Annotated in this window: 16 protein-coding genes; 5 read left to right on the top strand and 11 right to left on the bottom strand. The window is 43.9% G+C overall.

Features of this window, described 5'->3' with window-relative positions; translation table 11 throughout:
• Nucleotides 1–246: 246 nt before the first annotated feature.
• The 6 genes from AC07NA_RS13940 to panC all read right to left on the bottom strand — a co-directional run bounded on the left by AC07NA_RS13940 (nucleotide 247) and on the right by panC (nucleotide 7,153).
• Nucleotides 247–771 (bottom strand): hypothetical protein, encoded by a 525-nt coding sequence (locus tag AC07NA_RS13940; protein ID WP_494898156.1) that lies wholly within the window; start codon nucleotides 769–771, stop codon nucleotides 247–249.
• Nucleotides 772–860: 89 nt separating this feature from the next.
• Nucleotides 861–1,538, bottom strand: coding sequence for a hypothetical protein (locus AC07NA_RS13935; protein WP_494898155.1), 678 nt, complete (start codon nucleotides 1,536–1,538; stop codon nucleotides 861–863).
• A 55-nt stretch (nucleotides 1,539–1,593) separates the two neighbouring features.
• Nucleotides 1,594–4,410, bottom strand: coding sequence for a carbamoyl-phosphate synthase large subunit (gene carB / locus AC07NA_RS13930; protein WP_494898154.1), 2,817 nt, complete (start codon nucleotides 4,408–4,410; stop codon nucleotides 1,594–1,596).
• 240 nt (nucleotides 4,411–4,650) lie between these two features.
• Nucleotides 4,651–5,646, bottom strand: a complete 996-nt coding sequence (locus tag AC07NA_RS13925) for a TonB family protein (RefSeq protein WP_494898153.1) — start codon at nucleotides 5,644–5,646, stop codon at nucleotides 4,651–4,653.
• A gap of 171 nt (nucleotides 5,647–5,817) precedes the next feature.
• Nucleotides 5,818–6,168, bottom strand: a complete 351-nt coding sequence (gene panD / locus AC07NA_RS13920; RefSeq protein ID WP_494898152.1) for an aspartate 1-decarboxylase — start codon at nucleotides 6,166–6,168, stop codon at nucleotides 5,818–5,820.
• 139 nt (nucleotides 6,169–6,307) lie between these two features.
• Entirely contained in the window at nucleotides 6,308–7,153 is an 846-nt protein-coding gene (gene panC, locus AC07NA_RS13915; protein WP_494898151.1) for a pantoate--beta-alanine ligase, read from the bottom strand.
• A gap of 153 nt (nucleotides 7,154–7,306) precedes the next feature.
• Here panC and AC07NA_RS13910 point away from each other — a divergent pair, with 153 nt between their 5' ends.
• From AC07NA_RS13910 to AC07NA_RS13890, 5 genes are all read left to right on the top strand, one after another.
• A complete protein-coding gene (locus AC07NA_RS13910) occupies nucleotides 7,307–8,131 on the top strand; it encodes a glycogen/starch synthase (protein WP_345211765.1) in 825 nt (274 codons plus the stop codon).
• 24 nt (nucleotides 8,132–8,155) lie between these two features.
• Nucleotides 8,156–9,532 carry a DUF4270 domain-containing protein gene (locus AC07NA_RS13905; protein ID WP_494898149.1) on the top strand — a complete coding sequence of 459 codons (1,377 nt, stop codon included), beginning with the start codon at nucleotides 8,156–8,158 and terminating at the stop codon, nucleotides 9,530–9,532.
• A gap of 114 nt (nucleotides 9,533–9,646) precedes the next feature.
• A complete protein-coding gene (gene glmS, locus AC07NA_RS13900) occupies nucleotides 9,647–11,482 on the top strand; it encodes a glutamine--fructose-6-phosphate transaminase (isomerizing) (RefSeq protein WP_494898148.1) in 1,836 nt (611 codons plus the stop codon).
• A 168-nt stretch (nucleotides 11,483–11,650) separates the two neighbouring features.
• Nucleotides 11,651–12,586: a hydrogen peroxide-inducible genes activator gene (locus tag AC07NA_RS13895; RefSeq protein ID WP_494898147.1), complete on the top strand. Its 936-nt coding sequence runs from the start codon at nucleotides 11,651–11,653 to the stop codon at nucleotides 12,584–12,586.
• A 123-nt stretch (nucleotides 12,587–12,709) separates the two neighbouring features.
• Nucleotides 12,710–13,879, top strand: coding sequence for a PepSY-associated TM helix domain-containing protein (locus AC07NA_RS13890; protein ID WP_494898145.1), 1,170 nt, complete (start codon nucleotides 12,710–12,712; stop codon nucleotides 13,877–13,879).
• Nucleotides 13,880–13,883: 4 nt separating this feature from the next.
• On the opposite strand, the gene AC07NA_RS13885 is transcribed toward AC07NA_RS13890, so the two are convergent.
• The 5 genes from AC07NA_RS13885 to AC07NA_RS13865 all read right to left on the bottom strand — a co-directional run bounded on the left by AC07NA_RS13885 (nucleotide 13,884) and on the right by AC07NA_RS13865 (nucleotide 17,510).
• Nucleotides 13,884–14,273, bottom strand: a complete 390-nt coding sequence (locus AC07NA_RS13885; RefSeq protein ID WP_494898144.1) for a hypothetical protein — start codon at nucleotides 14,271–14,273, stop codon at nucleotides 13,884–13,886.
• A complete protein-coding gene (locus AC07NA_RS13880) occupies nucleotides 14,245–14,736 on the bottom strand; it encodes an SRPBCC family protein (protein WP_494898143.1) in 492 nt (163 codons plus the stop codon). Before AC07NA_RS13880 ends, AC07NA_RS13885 begins: the two co-directional genes overlap by 29 nt.
• A 127-nt stretch (nucleotides 14,737–14,863) precedes the next feature.
• Nucleotides 14,864–15,796: a hypothetical protein gene (locus AC07NA_RS13875; protein ID WP_494898142.1), complete on the bottom strand. Its 933-nt coding sequence runs from the start codon at nucleotides 15,794–15,796 to the stop codon at nucleotides 14,864–14,866.
• Between the two features lie 90 nt (nucleotides 15,797–15,886).
• Complete coding sequence (locus AC07NA_RS13870; protein WP_494898141.1) at nucleotides 15,887–17,071, bottom strand: M20 metallopeptidase family protein; 1,185 nt, start codon at nucleotides 17,069–17,071, stop codon at nucleotides 15,887–15,889.
• Nucleotides 17,064–17,510, bottom strand: coding sequence for an SPOR domain-containing protein (locus tag AC07NA_RS13865; RefSeq protein WP_494898140.1), 447 nt, complete (start codon nucleotides 17,508–17,510; stop codon nucleotides 17,064–17,066). The genes AC07NA_RS13870 and AC07NA_RS13865 overlap by 8 nt, the downstream gene beginning before the upstream one ends.
• Nucleotides 17,511–17,522: the final 12 nt, after the last annotated feature.

Here is a 17,522-nt window from a genome sequence, read left to right as displayed (position 1 = left end):
TGGAAAAGTATAAGAGAACAGCTTGAAAAAAATCTTTTTGATTAAAGTTTGGAATTATGGTAGACCTATAATACAAAACGCATAGTCAACTCACCCGGTCTACGCTTCGCTGGACCGCCCTCTCTCCGGCTTTGCCGCAAAGAGGGCTTGGAAGAAAACCCCAAAAACAAACCCCTTCTTTCCGCTTGCGGAGAGAGAGGTGACGAGCGCAGCGATGTCGGGGTGAGTCGACGTAGCGCGAGTAACTTAATACTTATAAGCCAATCCCTTCTTTATATCCTGGTTGCCGCCTAAGGAGTCGTTGTTGGCGTTGGTGGCCTTTTCGCTGGTAACGTATACAAATTGGCAGCCGAGTTCGGCAGCGGCCTGCTTTAGCTTCTTCTCTGCCGATTTATCGCCCGAGTTACCGGTGTGGAAATTGATGAATGCTGTTTTGCCGCGCACGTCGCCGCCTTTGGTAAGGCCTGCTATCTCGCTTTTGTCTTCCAGCAGTACTACTTTCTCCCAGTCGGCTTTGCCGGTTACGGTTACTTTGTCGCTTATTTTTTCGGTGCGGCCGCTTTTGCCGTAAACTATTTTTTCAACCGCGTATTTGCTAACGGTTTGTTCGGCATCTTCATTTACGTACTTAAACACAATGGTGTATTCGGCTACGCGTACTATGTTGCCGTCAATTGTTTCGCCGTTATGTTTAAATAGCTTATCGTTTTGCGCGAAGGCACTTACAATGGTGCCAATAATTAATGTGAGGGTTAATAAGGTATGTTTCATTTTAATCTACTTTCACATCATGACGCTTTACCGGCGCCTTATGCTACAGCAGATTAAAAATATTTTACCTTAAGCTTTCCCGCTATTAATTAAAAACGGGCATCAGCCGTTAATACCGACGCATCAACATAAAGATCGTCAGCAAATAATTGCTGTACTTTATGGTTGATCTCTTTACGGTTAACGGATGCGGTTTCGCGTTTGCATTTCAGAAAATGTTCGCGGGCAATTTTTTCGGCCAGTTGGCCAAGGGTATTAATGCGGAGCTCTTTACCAAACTTGCCTGCCATAAACGCTCCTATCGCGAAAACCAGCATTAAACCGGCAGCTATCAGCGTATTGAAAAACAATGCCGCTATTGATAGCGCGAATATGCCTGCAAGGGCGTAAATAGTAGTTTGTTTGGGTTGCAATACCCTTAACGAAAGACCCATATCTGCCTCGATAGTACCGATCAGCTGGAGTCTTTCGTTTTCAGGGAAAATATCTTTGAGGGATGTTTGTATAGTAATATCGCCCCTGTCCAGTCCCGTTGCGGCCATAATGGCGTTACGGAGTTTATAAAAAGCCTGCTGCGTGGTGCAGGTATCGCTATGCTCTTGTTTAATCTTGTTATGGATCACATCGCACAGGTTGCCAAAGGTTCTTACCGAACCCAGATCGTCCTGGCAAAACTTAATGCCAAATGATCTTTCAACCTTTAGTAAAACGCGCCCGAAATCATCCGGGTCAACGTTTTTTAGCAAAAACAGCTGATTATTATTCATTAATTAAAGAACAAATCCTACAATCACTACACCCAACTCTCTCTATACAAACTCATTACTTACTTAAATACATCGACTTTTCTTTATACAGATGCCTGAAGTATGGATCTTGCAGGTTAGGTATAAAGCGGATAGCCTCGCCGGTCGATTTCATTTCCGGGCCAAGCTCTTTGGCTACTTCCGGGAATTTATCATAAGAGAACACAGGTTCTTTTATGGCGTATCCTTTTAGTTTACGTACTATATCAAAATCTTTCAGCTTATTAGCGCCCAGCATAACTTTAGCAGCTATGTTGATGTAAGGCACATCATAAGCCTTGGCAATAAAAGGCACCGTACGTGATGCACGCGGGTTGGCTTCTATTACATATACTTTTTCTTCTTTTATAGCAAACTGTATATTCAGTAAACCTCTAACATTTAACGCCGTAGCAATCTTTTTGGTATAGGTTTCCATTTGCTCAATCACATTGTCCGACAGGTCGAACGGAGGCAACACCGCGTAAGAATCACCTGAGTGGATACCGGCAGGCTCAATGTGTTCCATCAAACCAACAATGTGCACATCATCACCATCGCTGATAGAATCCGACTCGGCTTCAGAGGCCCTGTCAAGGAAGTGATCTATCAGTACACGGTTGCCCGGCAGGTTCTTTAATAAGCTTACTACCGCTTTTTCAAGGTCTTCATCGTTGATTACGATGCTCATGCCCTGGCCGCCTAATACATAACTTGGGCGAACAAGTACCGGGTAACCTACGTGGTGAGCCACTTCAAGCGCTTCTTCGGCACTTTCGGCAACGCCATATTTAGGGTAAGGAATATCCAGTTCTTTCAACAGATCAGAGAAACGGCCGCGGTCTTCGGCGATATCCATATCGGTAAACGAAGTACCAATAATGCGGATGCCGTGCTCGTGCATTTTCTCGGCCATTTTAAGGGCGGTTTGGCCACCCAGCTGAACAATTACACCATAAGGCTGCTCCAGCTCAATGATCTCGCGTACATGCTCCCAGAAAACTGGCTCAAAGTACAGCTTATCGGCCATGTTAAAGTCGGTTGATACGGTTTCAGGGTTACAGTTAACCATGATGGCCTCAAAGCCCGATTCTTTAGCGGCAAGTAAGCCGTGTACACAGCTGTAATCAAACTCAATACCCTGGCCTATACGGTTAGGGCCCGAGCCTAATACGATGATCTTCTTTTTATCAGATACTATCGATTCGTTCTCGCCCTCGTAAGTTGAGTAGTAGTACGGCGTTTTAGCCGGGAACTCAGCAGCGCAGGTATCAACCATTTTGTATACACGTTTTATGCCCAGTTCCTTGCGGCGCTGGTAAACGTCTTCTTCGGTAACGTTGGTTAATACGTAAGCGATTTGCGCGTCAGAGAAACCTTTTTGTTTAAGGTTGAAAAGGAAATCGGCCGGGATGTTATTCAGTGAATAACGACGAAGCTCGGTTTCCATAAACACTACTTCCTGTATTTGGTTCAGGAACCAGCGGTCAATTTTGGTAGCCTTACGTACCGATTCAATCGGCACACCCAGGCTAAGGGCATCGTATATATGGAACAGCCTGTCCCAGCTTGGGTGTTCAAGGCTGTGCATAATTTCTTCTAAGTTGCGGCTTTGTCTGCCATCGGCACCTAAGCCTGCGCGGCCAATCTCTAAACTCTGACATGCTTTTTGAAGCGCTTCGATGAATGTACGGCCTATACCCATTACCTCACCTACCGATTTCATTTGCAGGCCAAGCTCTTTGTTAGCGCCCTTAAATTTATCAAAGTTCCAGCGAGGTATCTTTACGATCACATAATCAAGCGTTGGCTCAAAGTAAGCCGAAGTTGTTTTGGTGATCTGATTTTCAATTTCATCAAGGTTGTAACCTATGGCCAGCTTGGCAGCAATTTTGGCGATCGGGTAACCTGTTGCTTTTGATGCCAGTGCTGATGAACGCGATACGCGTGGATTGATCTCGATAGCGATGATCTTTTCATCGGCAGGGTTAACCGAAAACTGAACGTTACAACCACCCGCGAAGTTACCGATGGCACGCATCATTTTGATGGCCTGGTTACGCATATCCTGGTAGCAACGGTCGCTCAGGGTCATGGCCGGGGCCACGGTGATCGAGTCGCCGGTGTGGATACCCATCGGGTCGAAGTTTTCGATAGAGCAAATGATGATCACGTTATCGCGGCTATCGCGCAGCAACTCCAGCTCATATTCTTTCCAGCCTAAAACAGCTTGCTCCACCAAAACCTCGTGGGTTGGCGATGCTTGTAAACCGCGACTTAAAGCGGCGTCAAAATCTTCTTTTTTATGTACAAAGCCAGCGCCTTTACCACCCAGAGTATAGCTTGGGCGAATTACCAGCGGGAAACCGATGTCCTGCGCGGCTTCTTTACCTTCTAAAAACGAGTTGGCAATTTTTGAGGTGGCTACCCCTACGCCGATATCAACCATTAACTGGCGGAAGGCTTCGCGGTTCTCGGTTTTTTCTATAGCGGCAATATCAACCCCTATAATATCAACTCCGTATTTTTTCCAAATGCCTTGCTCGTCGGCGGCGATACAAAGGTTTAATGCAGTTTGGCCACCCATGGTAGGCAGTACGGCATCAATCTTTTGTTCCTGCAATATCTTTTCTATGCTTTCGCATTCAAGCGGCAGCAGGTATACATTGTCGGCAATAACCTTATCCGTCATGATGGTGGCGGGGTTGCTGTTGATAATGGTTACCGATATACCTTCTTCTTTTAAAGAAAGAGCGGCCTGGGAGCCAGCATAATCAAATTCGCAAGCCTGACCAATAATGATGGGGCCTGAACCAATAATTAGTACCGATTTGATGGAAGTATTTTTGGGCATAGTTCTTATTTAAATCAAGAGAGCTGCCTGATGCGGGAATGCCAACTTAAAATGTCCGAAACTGAGCGTTAAGCATTCCGCAATTCGGTATCTTCTTGTCGGGGTGCAAAGATACAGTTTGTGAGAACATTTTGCAGTTTTTTTTTGAATTTGCCATTTTCTTTTTAAACACATGTTTAAAGCTTACAAATTGCAGACTTTACAGGCGCTTTTTACAGCAAATAATGTAATGGATTTATGTTATTGCAAAGCAAACTTTACCGGCAGCATAAACTTTACATTTACCAGCAGGCCGCACTTGTAACCGGGTATCCACTCATCCGTTTTTGACAATACCCTTATAGCCTCTTTATCAAGCAAATTATGTACTGATTTAAAAACAGCAATGTCCTTCAACGTCCCATCCTTTTTAACAACAAATTTTAAAATAACAGTGCCTGAAATATCGTTCCTCCGGGCTTCATTCGGATATTGAAGATTATTGGCCAGGTATTTATATAGCCCCTGCATGCCGCCTTTGAATTGAGGATGTACAATCCTGTTTTGATAGGTGCGAATAATCCCTAACGAATCTGTCGATTCGCCCTTTTTCATTACGCCGTTTTCATAATGCTCGGTAAACTTTACTTTAATAAGCTTATCCTCGCCTTTCCAGGTGCCGTCGTATTTGCCGTTTATCACGTTACCTTCTTCTGCAATGTACTTGAAATCGTCGTCGTAACCAACGTAATATCCGTTGCCATCGGCAGCCAATATTTTGCCGGCCGAATCGCGGCAGGCCACAATATCATATTCGGTTACCCGGCCAATGCCAACGTTATTTCCCTCACGGTGTTTTTTAATAGTATACACCTTGCCATTAGGGTAATATTCAATACACTCGCCATTAAGCAAACCGTTTGCATAGTTGTTTACCGCTTTGCGGTTGCCATTGTTGTAATACAAAATAACAATCCCCTCCGGTTTAAAGCTTTCAATTGTGGCCGACTTGCCAACTAACTTTCGTTTTCCGTCTTTATAAAAGTCGGCAACGTTATAAAGTACAGTACCCGAATCGGGCTCCGAAACTATGCGGATACAATCGGCGCTGTCTTTACTATTAACAAACCGGCCATCATTTTTTAAAAAGTAGATATTTTGCCTTTGGGCGAATGAGGAAACGGTTGAAAAAACAAGAAAAAGAGTGACGATCGTTTTTATTAAACCTGATGTGTTGCGGGAGGTTAGGTGCATCATTAATTTTTGTAATAACGCAAAGATATGCTTTCGGGCAAAAACGCCGTGTTAAATTTAACATCAAGCGCAATTGTATTAGCCTGAAACAGGGCGTAAAAAAGCAAGCACCGCCGGTTAGCGGTGCTTATATAAAAAGTATGAAATTCTTTTTTGAAGAGAAAAGGGCAGCCCTTATTTGATCAGCTTATTATCAGGATCGGGGAATACCAGTAGCGGCTCGTAGACGCGGGCTTCGGCCGTTTCCATATAACCGTACGACATGATGATCACTATATCACCCACCTGTGCCAGCCTTGCGGTAGCGCCGTTAAGGCAAATGGTGCCTGTGCCACGCTCGCCGCGTATTACGTAAGTTTCAAACCTTGCACCGTTATTATTATTAACTATCTGCACTTTCTCGTTGGCAATAATATTTGCCGCATCCATCAAATCCTCATCAATAGTGATACTGCCTACGTAATTCAGTTCTGCCTGAGTTACCCTGGCCCTATGAATTTTGGATTTTAATACCTCAATAATCATGGCGCAAAGTTATGAATATTTAATACATGGTTCATAGCACATAATACACCCCATTTGTAGCTATATTGTAAAGAGATTGAGGCGCTTTTTGTTTCAGAATATTGCTCACTAAAAGCGCTGATAATTAATGCCATTACATCTAAACTACCTGTCGAATGATCATATTATCTATCAGCCTGGTTTTGCCAACCTTGGCAGCAACCAGCGCTATCACACTCGTGGTAGTTTCATCAGCGGGCAGCAAAGTTTCGCCGTCGGCCAGCTCAAAATAATCAAGCTCTACACCCGGTTCATCGCTTATCAAATCTTCAGCTTCGGCTTTTAATATGGCGATGTTATCGTTGCTGTAATTCTGCTTTACCGCGTTCAACGTTTTTGATAGTACCAGCGAATGCGCGCGGTCATCGGCCGTAAGGTGAATATTGCGCGAGCTCATGGCCAAACCATCGGCTTCGCGTTCTATAGGGCACATAATGAGCTTCACCGGCAGTTTCAGCAGGCTGATCATACGGTTAACCACCATAATTTGCTGATAATCTTTTTGCCCGAAGAATGCCATATCCGGCTGCACTATAGTGAACAGCTTATTTACCACCTGCGTTACACCCTGGTAATGGCCGGGGCGGTACTTACCTTCCAGTAAATGTTCTAAGGGGCCAATATCTAAATGCCATTGCTCATTACCGTCATACATCTCGCTTACCTCGGGGTTAAACAAGGCATCACAGCCGGCCTGCTCCAGTTTGGCTATATCAGCGGCTATAGGCCGCGGGTATTTTTCAAGGTCTTTAGGGTCGTTAAACTGCGTAGGATTAACGAATATGCTGCATACCACAATGTCACAATGTTGTTGCGCCTGCGCTATAAGCGAGAGGTGCCCCAAGTGTAAAGCGCCCATAGTTGGCACAAAGCCAATGGTTTTGCCCTGGTTGCGTAATTGCTGTATGTATTGCCCTATGGCTGTTTTGGTGGTGAAAACTTTCACGGTGGCTGGGGTTAAAAAATGGGGCGAAGTTGGGGAATAATATAAATATATCCAAAAGTTACTTGCACAATTCGTTGATTGTTCATATATAAATGCTTATATTTGCAAACTCAATTTTTTTTGACATCTTAACATATTAATTCTGATTTAATGATGGGTAAATCTAAGCTTTTGTTTATTTCTCATGAAATGTCGCCTTTCCTTGAACTCACAAAAATTTCTGAAATAGTACGCCAGCTTCCGCAAGCTATGCAGGATAAGGGTTACGAGATCCGTATCCTGATGCCACGTTTCGGTAATATCAACGAGCGCAGGAACCGCCTTCATGAGGTAATACGTTTGTCGGGTATGAATATCATAATTAATGATAATGACAATCCCCTGATCATAAAGGTAGCTTCGATACCCGCTGCTCGCATGCAAGTGTACTTTTTAGATAATGAAGAGTATTTTCAACGCAAACACGTCTTTAACGACAAAGACGGTAAATTTTACGCCGATAACGATGAGCGCATGATCTTCTTTTGCAAGGGCGCGCTTGAAACGGTTAAAAAATTAGGCTGGGCGCCTGACATGATCCATTGCCACGGCTGGATGAGCGCTTTAGTGCCTGCTTATTTAAAAACCACGTACAAGGACGATCCTACTTTTAAAAACTCTAAAATAGTTTACTCTATTTACGAAAACGAGTTTAAAGAGCAAATGAATGCCGATTTCGCGCAAAAAGCGGTAATGAACGATATGACCGAGGCACACACTGAAGTGTATAAACCGGGCACTAATTCATCACTGTACGCAGGCGCTATTCACTACTCGGATGGTATTGTACTGGGTGCTGAAAACATTGACGCTGAAGTGTTAAATAATGTTAAAAACAGCAATAAACCCGTTTTAGATTACAATTCTACACAGGATGTAGAAAATTATTACAATTTTTACGACGAAATTGCCAGCGAAGAAATGGCACAAGTAGTTTAAATTGTATAAGCTTTAATTGTATATATGAAATTTTTCAGATTAGACTTATTGACCCTGTTAATAAGTCTTTTTATTTTAAATGGTTGCAAAAACCCGGACAATATCGGGTTAGGTGTTGATGAATCAAATCAGCTTACAGGTACACTGGTAACCGATAGTACCGTTACTGTAAATACAGTACGCGCCGATTCGGTAATTACCACGGCTCTGACACGCACACCGCTATCAAACTTTAACGATCCGGTTATTGGTAATACTGAAGCCAACGTGATCACTGATCTTAACCTACCCGGATTTGTGGCCTATACCGTGCCAACAGGAACTATCGTTATCGATTCAGCAATACTAAAGATGAAATACGCTTCGGGTTTTTATGGCGATTCGCTATTATCAACCTACAAGGTTAACGTTCATCAATTAGATGAAAGGCCCTTGGCTATAACATACTACAGCGCCAAACAATGGAAACATAAAGCCGAGTTATTGGGAAGTAAAACTTTTGTATCGAGAACACACGATTCTTTAAGAATAATTGATATTGTAACAGGAGCAACAGACACCATAAAGAAAGTTGCACCACAATTACGCATCCCTTTAAGTACTGATTTCTTTAGTTCAAACTTTTTTACTGATGCACCAAGCAACCTGGCATCTAATACCGCATTCCGGAATTTTATTAAAGGCCTGTATGTAACGCTTGACAGGGCACAATCAACAGGGCCCGGCGGTACATTCATGCTTGCACTTGACGACTCCGCCTCTGTAGACCTTTATATTAAAGTTACCAATGGTTCAACTATTGACACTTCCGTTGTATCATTACCTATAAGCGGCCACACTGCCGAAATAAAGCATACTTACACTACCGAAGTGCAAACTGCCTTAGCTAATACTACAACAAGCAACGCGGTTGGTTATTTACAAGGAGGCTCAGGTTTAAAAACCAAAATCACTTTCCCGGGGCTTAAAAACCTGCCTGTTAATGATATCATTATCAACAGGGCCGAACTGGTTGTTACACCTGTTCCGGGCACGTTTACCACTTATGCACCTTTGCCAAGAATAATATTATACAAACACGATATCGCCAATCAGCCGGTATTATTAGAAGACGCGTCGGCTGCGTCAGCAATTTATTATCAACTATTCGGCGGTTTTTACGGCTCTCCTACAGCTAATGAATATCATTTTTTGGTAACTACGTATGTGCAAAATTTGCTAAGCGGCAAAACAAAAGATTATGGCACATACCTTACAGCTGGAGCTGACATATATAGCAGTGTTGAAACTACTGCTTCCGATATATTAGGTACAGCCCAAACCGGTGCCCGAACTATATTTGCCGGTAAAAACTCGGCCTATCGGGTTAAACTCAATATAATTTATACCAAAGTAAAATAACATACAGCCCCTTCAAAAAAGGGGCTTTTTTATTTAATAATTTTATTGATGCACTTAGCGTTTACTTTATTGTAAAAGCTGATACATTTGTTCAAAAAATTATAAATAAAAATTATGTGCGGAATTGTAGGTTACATTGGTTACAGGGAAGCCTACCCTATAATAATTAAAGGCCTTCACAGGTTAGAGTATCGTGGTTATGACAGTGCAGGTATTGCGCTACTTGATAAAGACCTTAAGGTTTACAAAAAAGCCGGCAAGGTAAGCGTACTCGAAGATTTTGTTAAACAACTTCCGCTGAAAAGCACTGTTGGCATGGGCCATACCCGTTGGGCTACCCATGGCGCCCCAAGCGACCGCAACTCGCACCCTCACTCATCAGGCAACCGCAAATTAACCATCATCCATAATGGTATTATTGAAAATTACGGCGTAATTAAAGAAACGCTGATAGCCAAAGGTCACATATTTTTGAGCGATACCGATACCGAGGTATTAATCCATTTAGTTGAGGACATTCAAAAAGAAACCGGGCTCGAACTGCGCGAAGCCGTGCGTGTAGCATTGAATACCGTTATCGGCGCGTATGCTATTGTAATTATGAGTCAGGATGAGCCAGATTTGCTGATTGCCGCCCGTAAAGGCAGCCCTATGGTGATCGGTGTTGGTAAAGGTGAATATTTTGTAGCATCGGATGCTACGCCTATTGTTGAGTACACCAAAAACGTAATTTATCTTAACGATAACGAGATAGCCTTCATTACCCGCGAAGAATTGCTGGTAAAGAACATAGATAACACCATTCAAACCCCGTACATACAGGAACTTGACCTTAAGCTGGAAATGCTTGAAAAAGGCGGCTACGATCACTTTATGTTAAAGGAGATCTACGAACAGCCACGTTCCATTCGCGATTGCCTGCGTGGCCGTATTTACCCGCAGCAGGGCAAAGTACAGCTGGGCGGTATAAAGGAATATATTGAGAAATTAAAGAACGTAGACCGCATTATTATTGTGGCCTGCGGCACATCGTGGCATGCCGGTTTGGTTGGCGAATATTTGATTGAAGAATATGCCCGTGTATCGGTTGAGGTAGAATACGCTTCCGAGTTCCGCTATCGCAACCCTATCATTACCGAAAAAGACCTGGTGATCGCCATCTCGCAATCCGGTGAAACGGCTGATACGATGGCAGCCATTGAACTGGCGAAAGAAAAAGGCGCTACCATATTCGGTATTTGCAACGTGGTGGGCGCTTCTATTCCGCGTACTACACATGCGGGAGTTTATACCCATGCCGGGCCCGAAATTGGTGTGGCATCAACCAAAGCCTTTACAGCCCAGGTTACGGTGTTAACGCTTATCGCGTTTTACATAGCGCAAAAACGTGGAGCCATTACCCAAAGCAAACTCATCGAATATTTAACCGAGCTGGATGAAATACCGGCACTGGTTGAACGCGCTTTAAAATCAAACGATCATGTTAAAGAGATAGCCGCCAAATTTAAGGATAGCAATAACTGCCTGTTCTTAGGTCGCGGCAGTTCGTTCCCGGTAGCGCTTGAGGGGGCTTTAAAACTAAAGGAAATCTCCTACATCCACGCCGAGGGCTATCCTGCTGCCGAAATGAAGCATGGCCCTATCGCCCTTATTGACGATGCTATGCCGGTGGTGTTTATCGCTACCAAACATTCATCGTACGAAAAGGTGATCAGTAACATTCAGGAAGTAAAAGCCCGTGGCGGTCATGTTATAGCTATCGTAACCGAAGGTGATACCGAAGTGCGCGACATGGCCGATTATGTAATTGAGATACCGCAAACCGGCGAAGCTTTTGTGCCGCTGTTGGCCACTATCCCATTGCAATTATTGGCTTACCATATTGCTGTAATGCGTGGTTGCAATGTCGATCAGCCACGTAACCTGGCAAAATCGGTAACCGTGGAGTAGAAATTAGATGTGAGATTTGAGATATGAGACATAAAAAGGCGCTGTAATATGGCGCCTTTTTATGTATTACGTGATTTCTCCATCTCAAATCTAATGTCTCAAATCTCACATCTAAACAGAAGATAGAAGAAATGAATATTTTCTTATATTTACATAGAAAATATCTATATGACAATAACGCAGCTTGAATATATAGTAGCCGTTGATACCTACCGCAGTTTTGTAACGGCAGCCGAAAAATGTTTTGTTACCCAGCCCACCTTAAGTATGCAGGTGCAAAAGCTGGAGGATAACCTGGGTGTTAAACTTTTCGACCGCAGTAAGCAGCCGGTAACCCCTACCGAAATTGGCACCGAGGTAATTGCACAAGCCCGTGTGCTGCTTGGCGAAAGTGAAAAGATAAAGGAGATTATCAGCGACAGGCAAAAAGACTTGGCCGGAGAGTTGAAAGTAGGCATCATTCCTACCGTATCACCTTACATATTGCCTAAAATAATCGGCAGCTTTATAGAAAAATATCCGCAGGTAAAACTGGTGGTATGGGAACAAACTACCGAACAGATCATCCAGCAGTTAAAATTAGGGATGATAGATTGCGGTATTATGTCGACCCCGCTGCACGAACCCAACCTTACGGAGATCCCGGTGTTTTATGAAAACTTTGTGGCCTATGTATCCAAAAACAGTAAGCTCTCAAAAAAGAAAGCCATACAGCCCGAAGATATCGATATGGAAGAAATTTGGGTATTGAACGAAGGGCATTGCATGCGCGAGCAGGTGCTGAACATTTGTCAGCGACGAAAATCAACCAAAGGCTTCCTGCATTTTGAATATAATACCGGCAGCGTGGAAACGCTGAAACGTATGGTTGATCAAAACAACGGCGCAACCATACTGCCGGAACTTGCCCTTACCGACCTGAGCGATAAACAACTGGATAAGGTGCGCTATTTTAAATCGCCCGAACCAGCGCGCGAGGTGAGCATTGTGATACAGCGCAACTTTTTGAAACGCCGTATGATAGAGGCATTGAAGAACGAGATACTGGAGTTTTTGCCTAAACGATTGAAGACCAAAAAGAAAAAAGAGATCATCGACATATAATAACCAGCGTATTCCCGCAAAACCTTGTTTAGAATTATTTTAAATAATTTGGTCGATTAGGCATTATGAATTACTTTTGAAAGCTATTGATATTCAGTCTAAATAACTTTCAAAATTGTTCCATTGACAAAGTTTAAGAAAACCATTCTTTTTTTACACCGCTGGCTTGGCTTTATCTCGGGCATCGTGGTATTTATTGTTAGTATTACAGGCTGTATATTTTGCTTTCAGGATGAAATTCAGGACGCCCTTTATTCGCACCGCCATGTGCAGGTTCAGCAAAAGCCTTACCTGGAGCCATCGGTATTAAAAGGCATTGCCGCTAAACATAAACCCACCTTTAAAACCGGTTATCTCGCTTATGCCGGTGTTGACCGTCCTGCTTTGTTATACATGAACAGCAAAACGGGTACCAATGTGCTTTATATCAACCCCTACAATGGCAAGATCTTGCACGATCAGGATATGTTTAAAGACTTCTTCATAATTGTTGAATACATTCACCTATACCTGCTTCTGCCTGCCAATATAGGGCAGCTGGTGGTAGGCATATCGGTAATTATTTTCGTGGTGATCATGATAACGGGCGTAGTGCTGTGGTGGCCCAAACGCAAAAGCGACCGCAAACGCAGCTTCACCATTAAATGGGGTGGCCGCTGGCGCAGGGTAAACTACGATTTGCATAACGTGTTGGGCTTTTACTCGCTCAGTATAGCCATTATTTTGGCTATTACAGGGTTGGCGATAGCCTTTGAATGGATGAGCGACGGCATTTACCTTGCCGGGAACATGGGCAAAAGCTATGCTATTGAAAAAGATGAGCCAAAATCCGACTCGCTGAAAAGAGACCTGCCCATAACAGGCAAACCTGTTATCGACCGTGCTTATCATCAGTTGCGTACACTTTCGCCCAATGCGGAAATGTATACTTTTTATGAGGATGAAGCGGCATCAGGCCACATTTCAACAGGCGCCTATGCTAAAAGCCTTCACTTTGCCAACAGTGATTCGTACGATTTTGATAAGTATACGGGCAAAATCTTAAAAGGCCTCCCCCAAACCAAAAAGAGCCTGGGCTTAAAGCTCAACGAAATGAACTACGATATACACGTAGGTCAAATATTCGGGTTAACCAGTAAGATCATTGCTTTTTTAGCAAGTTTAATATGCGCCAGTTTACCCGTAACAGGCTTTATTATATGGCTGGGCAAACGCAAAAAAAGCAGGAAACCCAAAGGTGGCCGCGAGGTTACGCATAGGCGGGCGCATGTAAGGCAGTTGAAAACGAATTGAGGATTTAATCTGCACCAAAATGTGTCATTGCGAGGAACGAAGCAATCTCATCGTGTTCTATGCCTCTTTTGTTGGTTGTGCTGTGATTAACGTTAGTCTGCTCATTGCCGCAGTGGCTACTACTTTTGGCTGTGCCCCAAAAGTAGCAAAAGGTCGCGTCCAGCAAAAGGCTTCTTTGCCGCACGAGGCCATGCCCTGCAAACCGTGCAGAACTTTGGGCTGGAACTTTTGCCCCATCACTCATTTCCTGCCCACATGCAACAAGTTCACTATGCCCGCCATTGCGCTCTTGTCCAACAAAGTTCTGCCCATTTTCACCCGAAGCTGTTTGCTGACGGGCATAATTTACATAACAAGCAAGTGCATCATACCTCAAGTATCTTCCTCCACTCATTCCCTTCGGCAATTTGCCTGATCACATCGTTGCGTTTAACCAGTAAGTGTGTCATGTAACGGGCAAGGATTATGCGGCTGAAGGCATAACCTGCAATACCATAAGGTACTTCGTAAGCAAAAATATCCATCATCAGCATTTGGTTGGGGCCGAAGCTTTTGAAGATATGTTCGTGTCGGAAGGCTTGAAAAGCGCCTTCTACCATCTCGTCGGTAAAATGGTTCGGATAATCGAACTCGGTAATTTTGGAGGTAAGTTTTTGCGTAATGCCGAAATGTTTGGCTTGCCAGGTAACACTTTCGCCCAATTCAATTAAGCCGCTTGTGCGCCCTGCTATAGCCTTTTCATTGGTGTGCCGGGTTGATATCAGGTGCAGATCAATACTCCGCGACAGATCAAACACCCGCTCCGCAGGCGCACTGATATGGGTGACAATATCTAAGGTGGTAACAGAGCTGCTCACAGAGGTTGATTTTATGCAATTTGATAAAATATTCTATTAAAGGCCTCAACAAGACTGTTCATTTACTGCACTTTTTTGAAACGACTGCCATTTATTCTACTGGTCTTGTTTCCTGAATCTTATTTCTTTACTCTCGCTCGTAGTCCTTATGTACAATCAAAAAGCTCGCCCGCTCTTCGGCATGGAACGGGATATCCCAGTTACCCTGGTAGCTTATTTTGATGGGCAGCAGCTCGCCGTTGAAGCGGTTTAGTTCGATGTTCATTTGTACGTTAAAGCCCACAAACAGGTTATTGAACTTCATATCAATGTAGCGCCCCAATATTTGAAAAGTACGGGTATCAAATATGGTGGTCAACTCGCGGATCATTACATCGCCATCGGCCGAACTCGGTTTCTGAATAATTTTGAACCTGTAAACCGGGATACTATCTAAATACGTACCACGCGCAAACTGGTACAGGTAAAACTGTTTCATATCGGGCGAGAATATCTCGGTTTTACCGCTGATGAAGGGAATGCCCTTTACCTTTGTCCCCGGCCTGAAGATGAGTGTTTTTAGCTTGTCTTTATACGATTCATTTTTGCCACCCGGTCCCGGCACGCCATCGCCGGCAACAAAATCGGAATTATAGGCATTCATGAAAATGTAATCGAACATCTCTACCGTATATAGCTGGTATTTGCCATTCTTTTTGTAGAGGGCACCGCTATCCTGCTTGGCTATATAGTCTATCTTGTGGTTTTTACCATTGTTGCTGTGGCGCAGCTTGCAGTATATTTTGCCGTTAACCTTGTTCTTTTTATCGTAGGTATAAATGCGGTTTTCGGCAGTAAAGGCATAACGCTTCATGTTGCGGAATGCCTTGTAGAAACTGGTATCGGCCAGCATGGCATCAATAAAATCCTGCGCGTTCAGCTTATGCGATTTGATATTGATCACCGAATCCAGCTGAATGGTTTTGATGGTATCCGGGTTAAAACGGTCTATCTGCTGCGCGTTAACATAGCCAAAACCGGTTACCAGTAACAGTATAAGTAAAAGCTTTTTGATCATCATAAATAACTTATAGCTGTTTACGTGCAGTATGCTAATTATGAAACAGCGTAGCAGATAAAAACAGTGCTGTGCCTTTGTGAATTACCCGCTTTAGTTGCCCAATTGCTTAACGGCAAGGTAAGCCATTAAACCTGTACTGGCTTGCAACGCGGTTTCGTCAATATCAAAAGTTGGGGTATGTACCGATGATGTGATGCCACGCGCCTCGTTACGTGTACCCAGGCGGTAGAAACAGCTTTTAGCTACCTGCGAATAGTAAGCGAAATCTTCGGCAGCCATCCATATATCCAGATCGAGTACGTTCTCTTTACCTAAATAGTCTTCGGCATGTCCGCGGGTGTTGGCGGTCAATACTTCCTCATTTATCAGGAAAGGATAGCCACGCATAATGTTAAACTCGCAGCTGCCGCCCATGCTTTCGGCTATGCCTTCGGCCATCTTTTTCATGCGTTTGTGGGCTTCTTCGCGCCATTTTTCGTCCATGGTACGGAAGGTACCTTCCAAATAAACTTCGTTAGGGATAACGTTGGTAGCCCCATTGGCAATTACTTTACCGAATGACAATACCGACGGGCTCTTAGGATCGGCGAAGCGGCTTACCACTTGTTGCAGCGCCGTTAATATATGCGCGGTGATGATCACCGGGTCTACGTTTTGTTGTGGTTGCGCGCCATGGCCGCCTTTACCCTTTACGGTAACATATAGCTCATCGGTTGAGGCCATGTATTTTCCCGCACGGAAACCAACCTTACCGGCATCGATCAACGGCATTACATGCTGACCCAAAACAGCATCAGGCGTTGGGTTTTGCAATACACCTTCTTTAATCATGATACTTGCACCGCCCGGCAATTTTTCTTCTGCCGGTTGAAATATCAGTTTTACGGTACCGCCAAACTGGCTTTTCAAATCGGTTAATATTTTAGCCGTACCCAACAATGACGAAGTATGCACATCATGACCGCAAGCGTGCATTACACCCGGGTTGGTTGATTTATAAGGTACATCGTTAGCCTCCAGTATAGGCAATGCATCCATATCGGCACGCAGGGCTACTACTTTGTCTGATGGCTTATCGCCTTTTATAAGGGCTACCAAACCGGTGTCGGCCATTTTATGGTATTCCAAACCCAGCTCTTCCAATTTACGGGCAACAAATACCGAGGTTTCAACCTCGTGGAATGAAAGTTCAGGATGCGCATGCAGGTGACGGCGATTAGCAACTACATCGTTATAAATATTCTTGGCTAATTCCTGTATTTGTTCTTTAATCATTGTTTGGGTTTTGCAGTTTCGGGGGATTGATCTTACCGGCAATAACAAACATCCCGGTAAAATAAGGTTTTAATTCTTCCAGCATTTTTTGCGCTTCAAGCCGGGTACGAAAATCGCCGGCATGTACCTTAAAGTTAGGGTCGCGATAGCTAATGTAGGTACGCATATCAGGGTGCTGTTCCTGAAATTTAGTTTGCGCGTTAAAGGCATCTTTACGGTTACCACCGCTGAAAATCTGTACGCGATAACCATAGTTTGATGATCGGCCGGATCCATTGCTCAACGTGTTCCAACGGGCGGCAAGGGTATCGATACGGGCATCTTTTATTACCTCAACCTTGCCACGGCTTTGCGCCGATGCCGTGATGGCACATAAAACAAACAAAAAGCAGCATCCGGTTACTTTGCTTAGGGCTTTGTAAATGGGTGCTGCTTTCATTGTTTTTCTTTT

The sequence above is a fragment of the Mucilaginibacter sp. GW821-FHT07G05 genome (assembly GCF_059418565.1).
Note: the sequence above shows the minus strand (reverse complement) of the source record. Positions and strands in the feature narration are given on the sequence as shown.

Bases quoted from the DNA above. Each gene is read 5' to 3' on its own strand.
- AC07NA_RS13925 (WP_494898153.1), bottom strand. From the start codon at position 5,646: ATGATGCACCTAACCTCCCGCAACACATCAGGTTTAATAAAAACGATC.
- AC07NA_RS13905 (WP_494898149.1), top strand. From the start codon at position 8,156: ATGAAATTTTTCAGATTAGACTTATTGACCCTGTTAATAAGTCTTTTT.
- AC07NA_RS13910 (WP_345211765.1), top strand. From the start codon at position 7,307: ATGGGTAAATCTAAGCTTTTGTTTATTTCTCATGAAATGTCGCCTTTC.
- AC07NA_RS13895 (WP_494898147.1), top strand. From the start codon at position 11,651: ATGACAATAACGCAGCTTGAATATATAGTAGCCGTTGATACCTACCGC.
- carB (WP_494898154.1), bottom strand. From the start codon at position 4,410: ATGCCCAAAAATACTTCCATCAAATCGGTACTAATTATTGGTTCAGGC.
- AC07NA_RS13870 (WP_494898141.1), bottom strand. From the start codon at position 17,071: ATGATTAAAGAACAAATACAGGAATTAGCCAAGAATATTTATAACGAT.
- panD (WP_494898152.1), bottom strand. From the start codon at position 6,168: ATGATTATTGAGGTATTAAAATCCAAAATTCATAGGGCCAGGGTAACT.
- AC07NA_RS13935 (WP_494898155.1), bottom strand. From the start codon at position 1,538: ATGAATAATAATCAGCTGTTTTTGCTAAAAAACGTTGACCCGGATGAT.
- AC07NA_RS13885 (WP_494898144.1), bottom strand. From the start codon at position 14,273: ATGAGTGGAGGAAGATACTTGAGGTATGATGCACTTGCTTGTTATGTA.
- AC07NA_RS13940 (WP_494898156.1), bottom strand. From the start codon at position 771: ATGAAACATACCTTATTAACCCTCACATTAATTATTGGCACCATTGTA.
- AC07NA_RS13875 (WP_494898142.1), bottom strand. From the start codon at position 15,796: ATGATGATCAAAAAGCTTTTACTTATACTGTTACTGGTAACCGGTTTT.
- glmS (WP_494898148.1), top strand. From the start codon at position 9,647: ATGTGCGGAATTGTAGGTTACATTGGTTACAGGGAAGCCTACCCTATA.
- AC07NA_RS13865 (WP_494898140.1), bottom strand. From the start codon at position 17,510: ATGAAAGCAGCACCCATTTACAAAGCCCTAAGCAAAGTAACCGGATGC.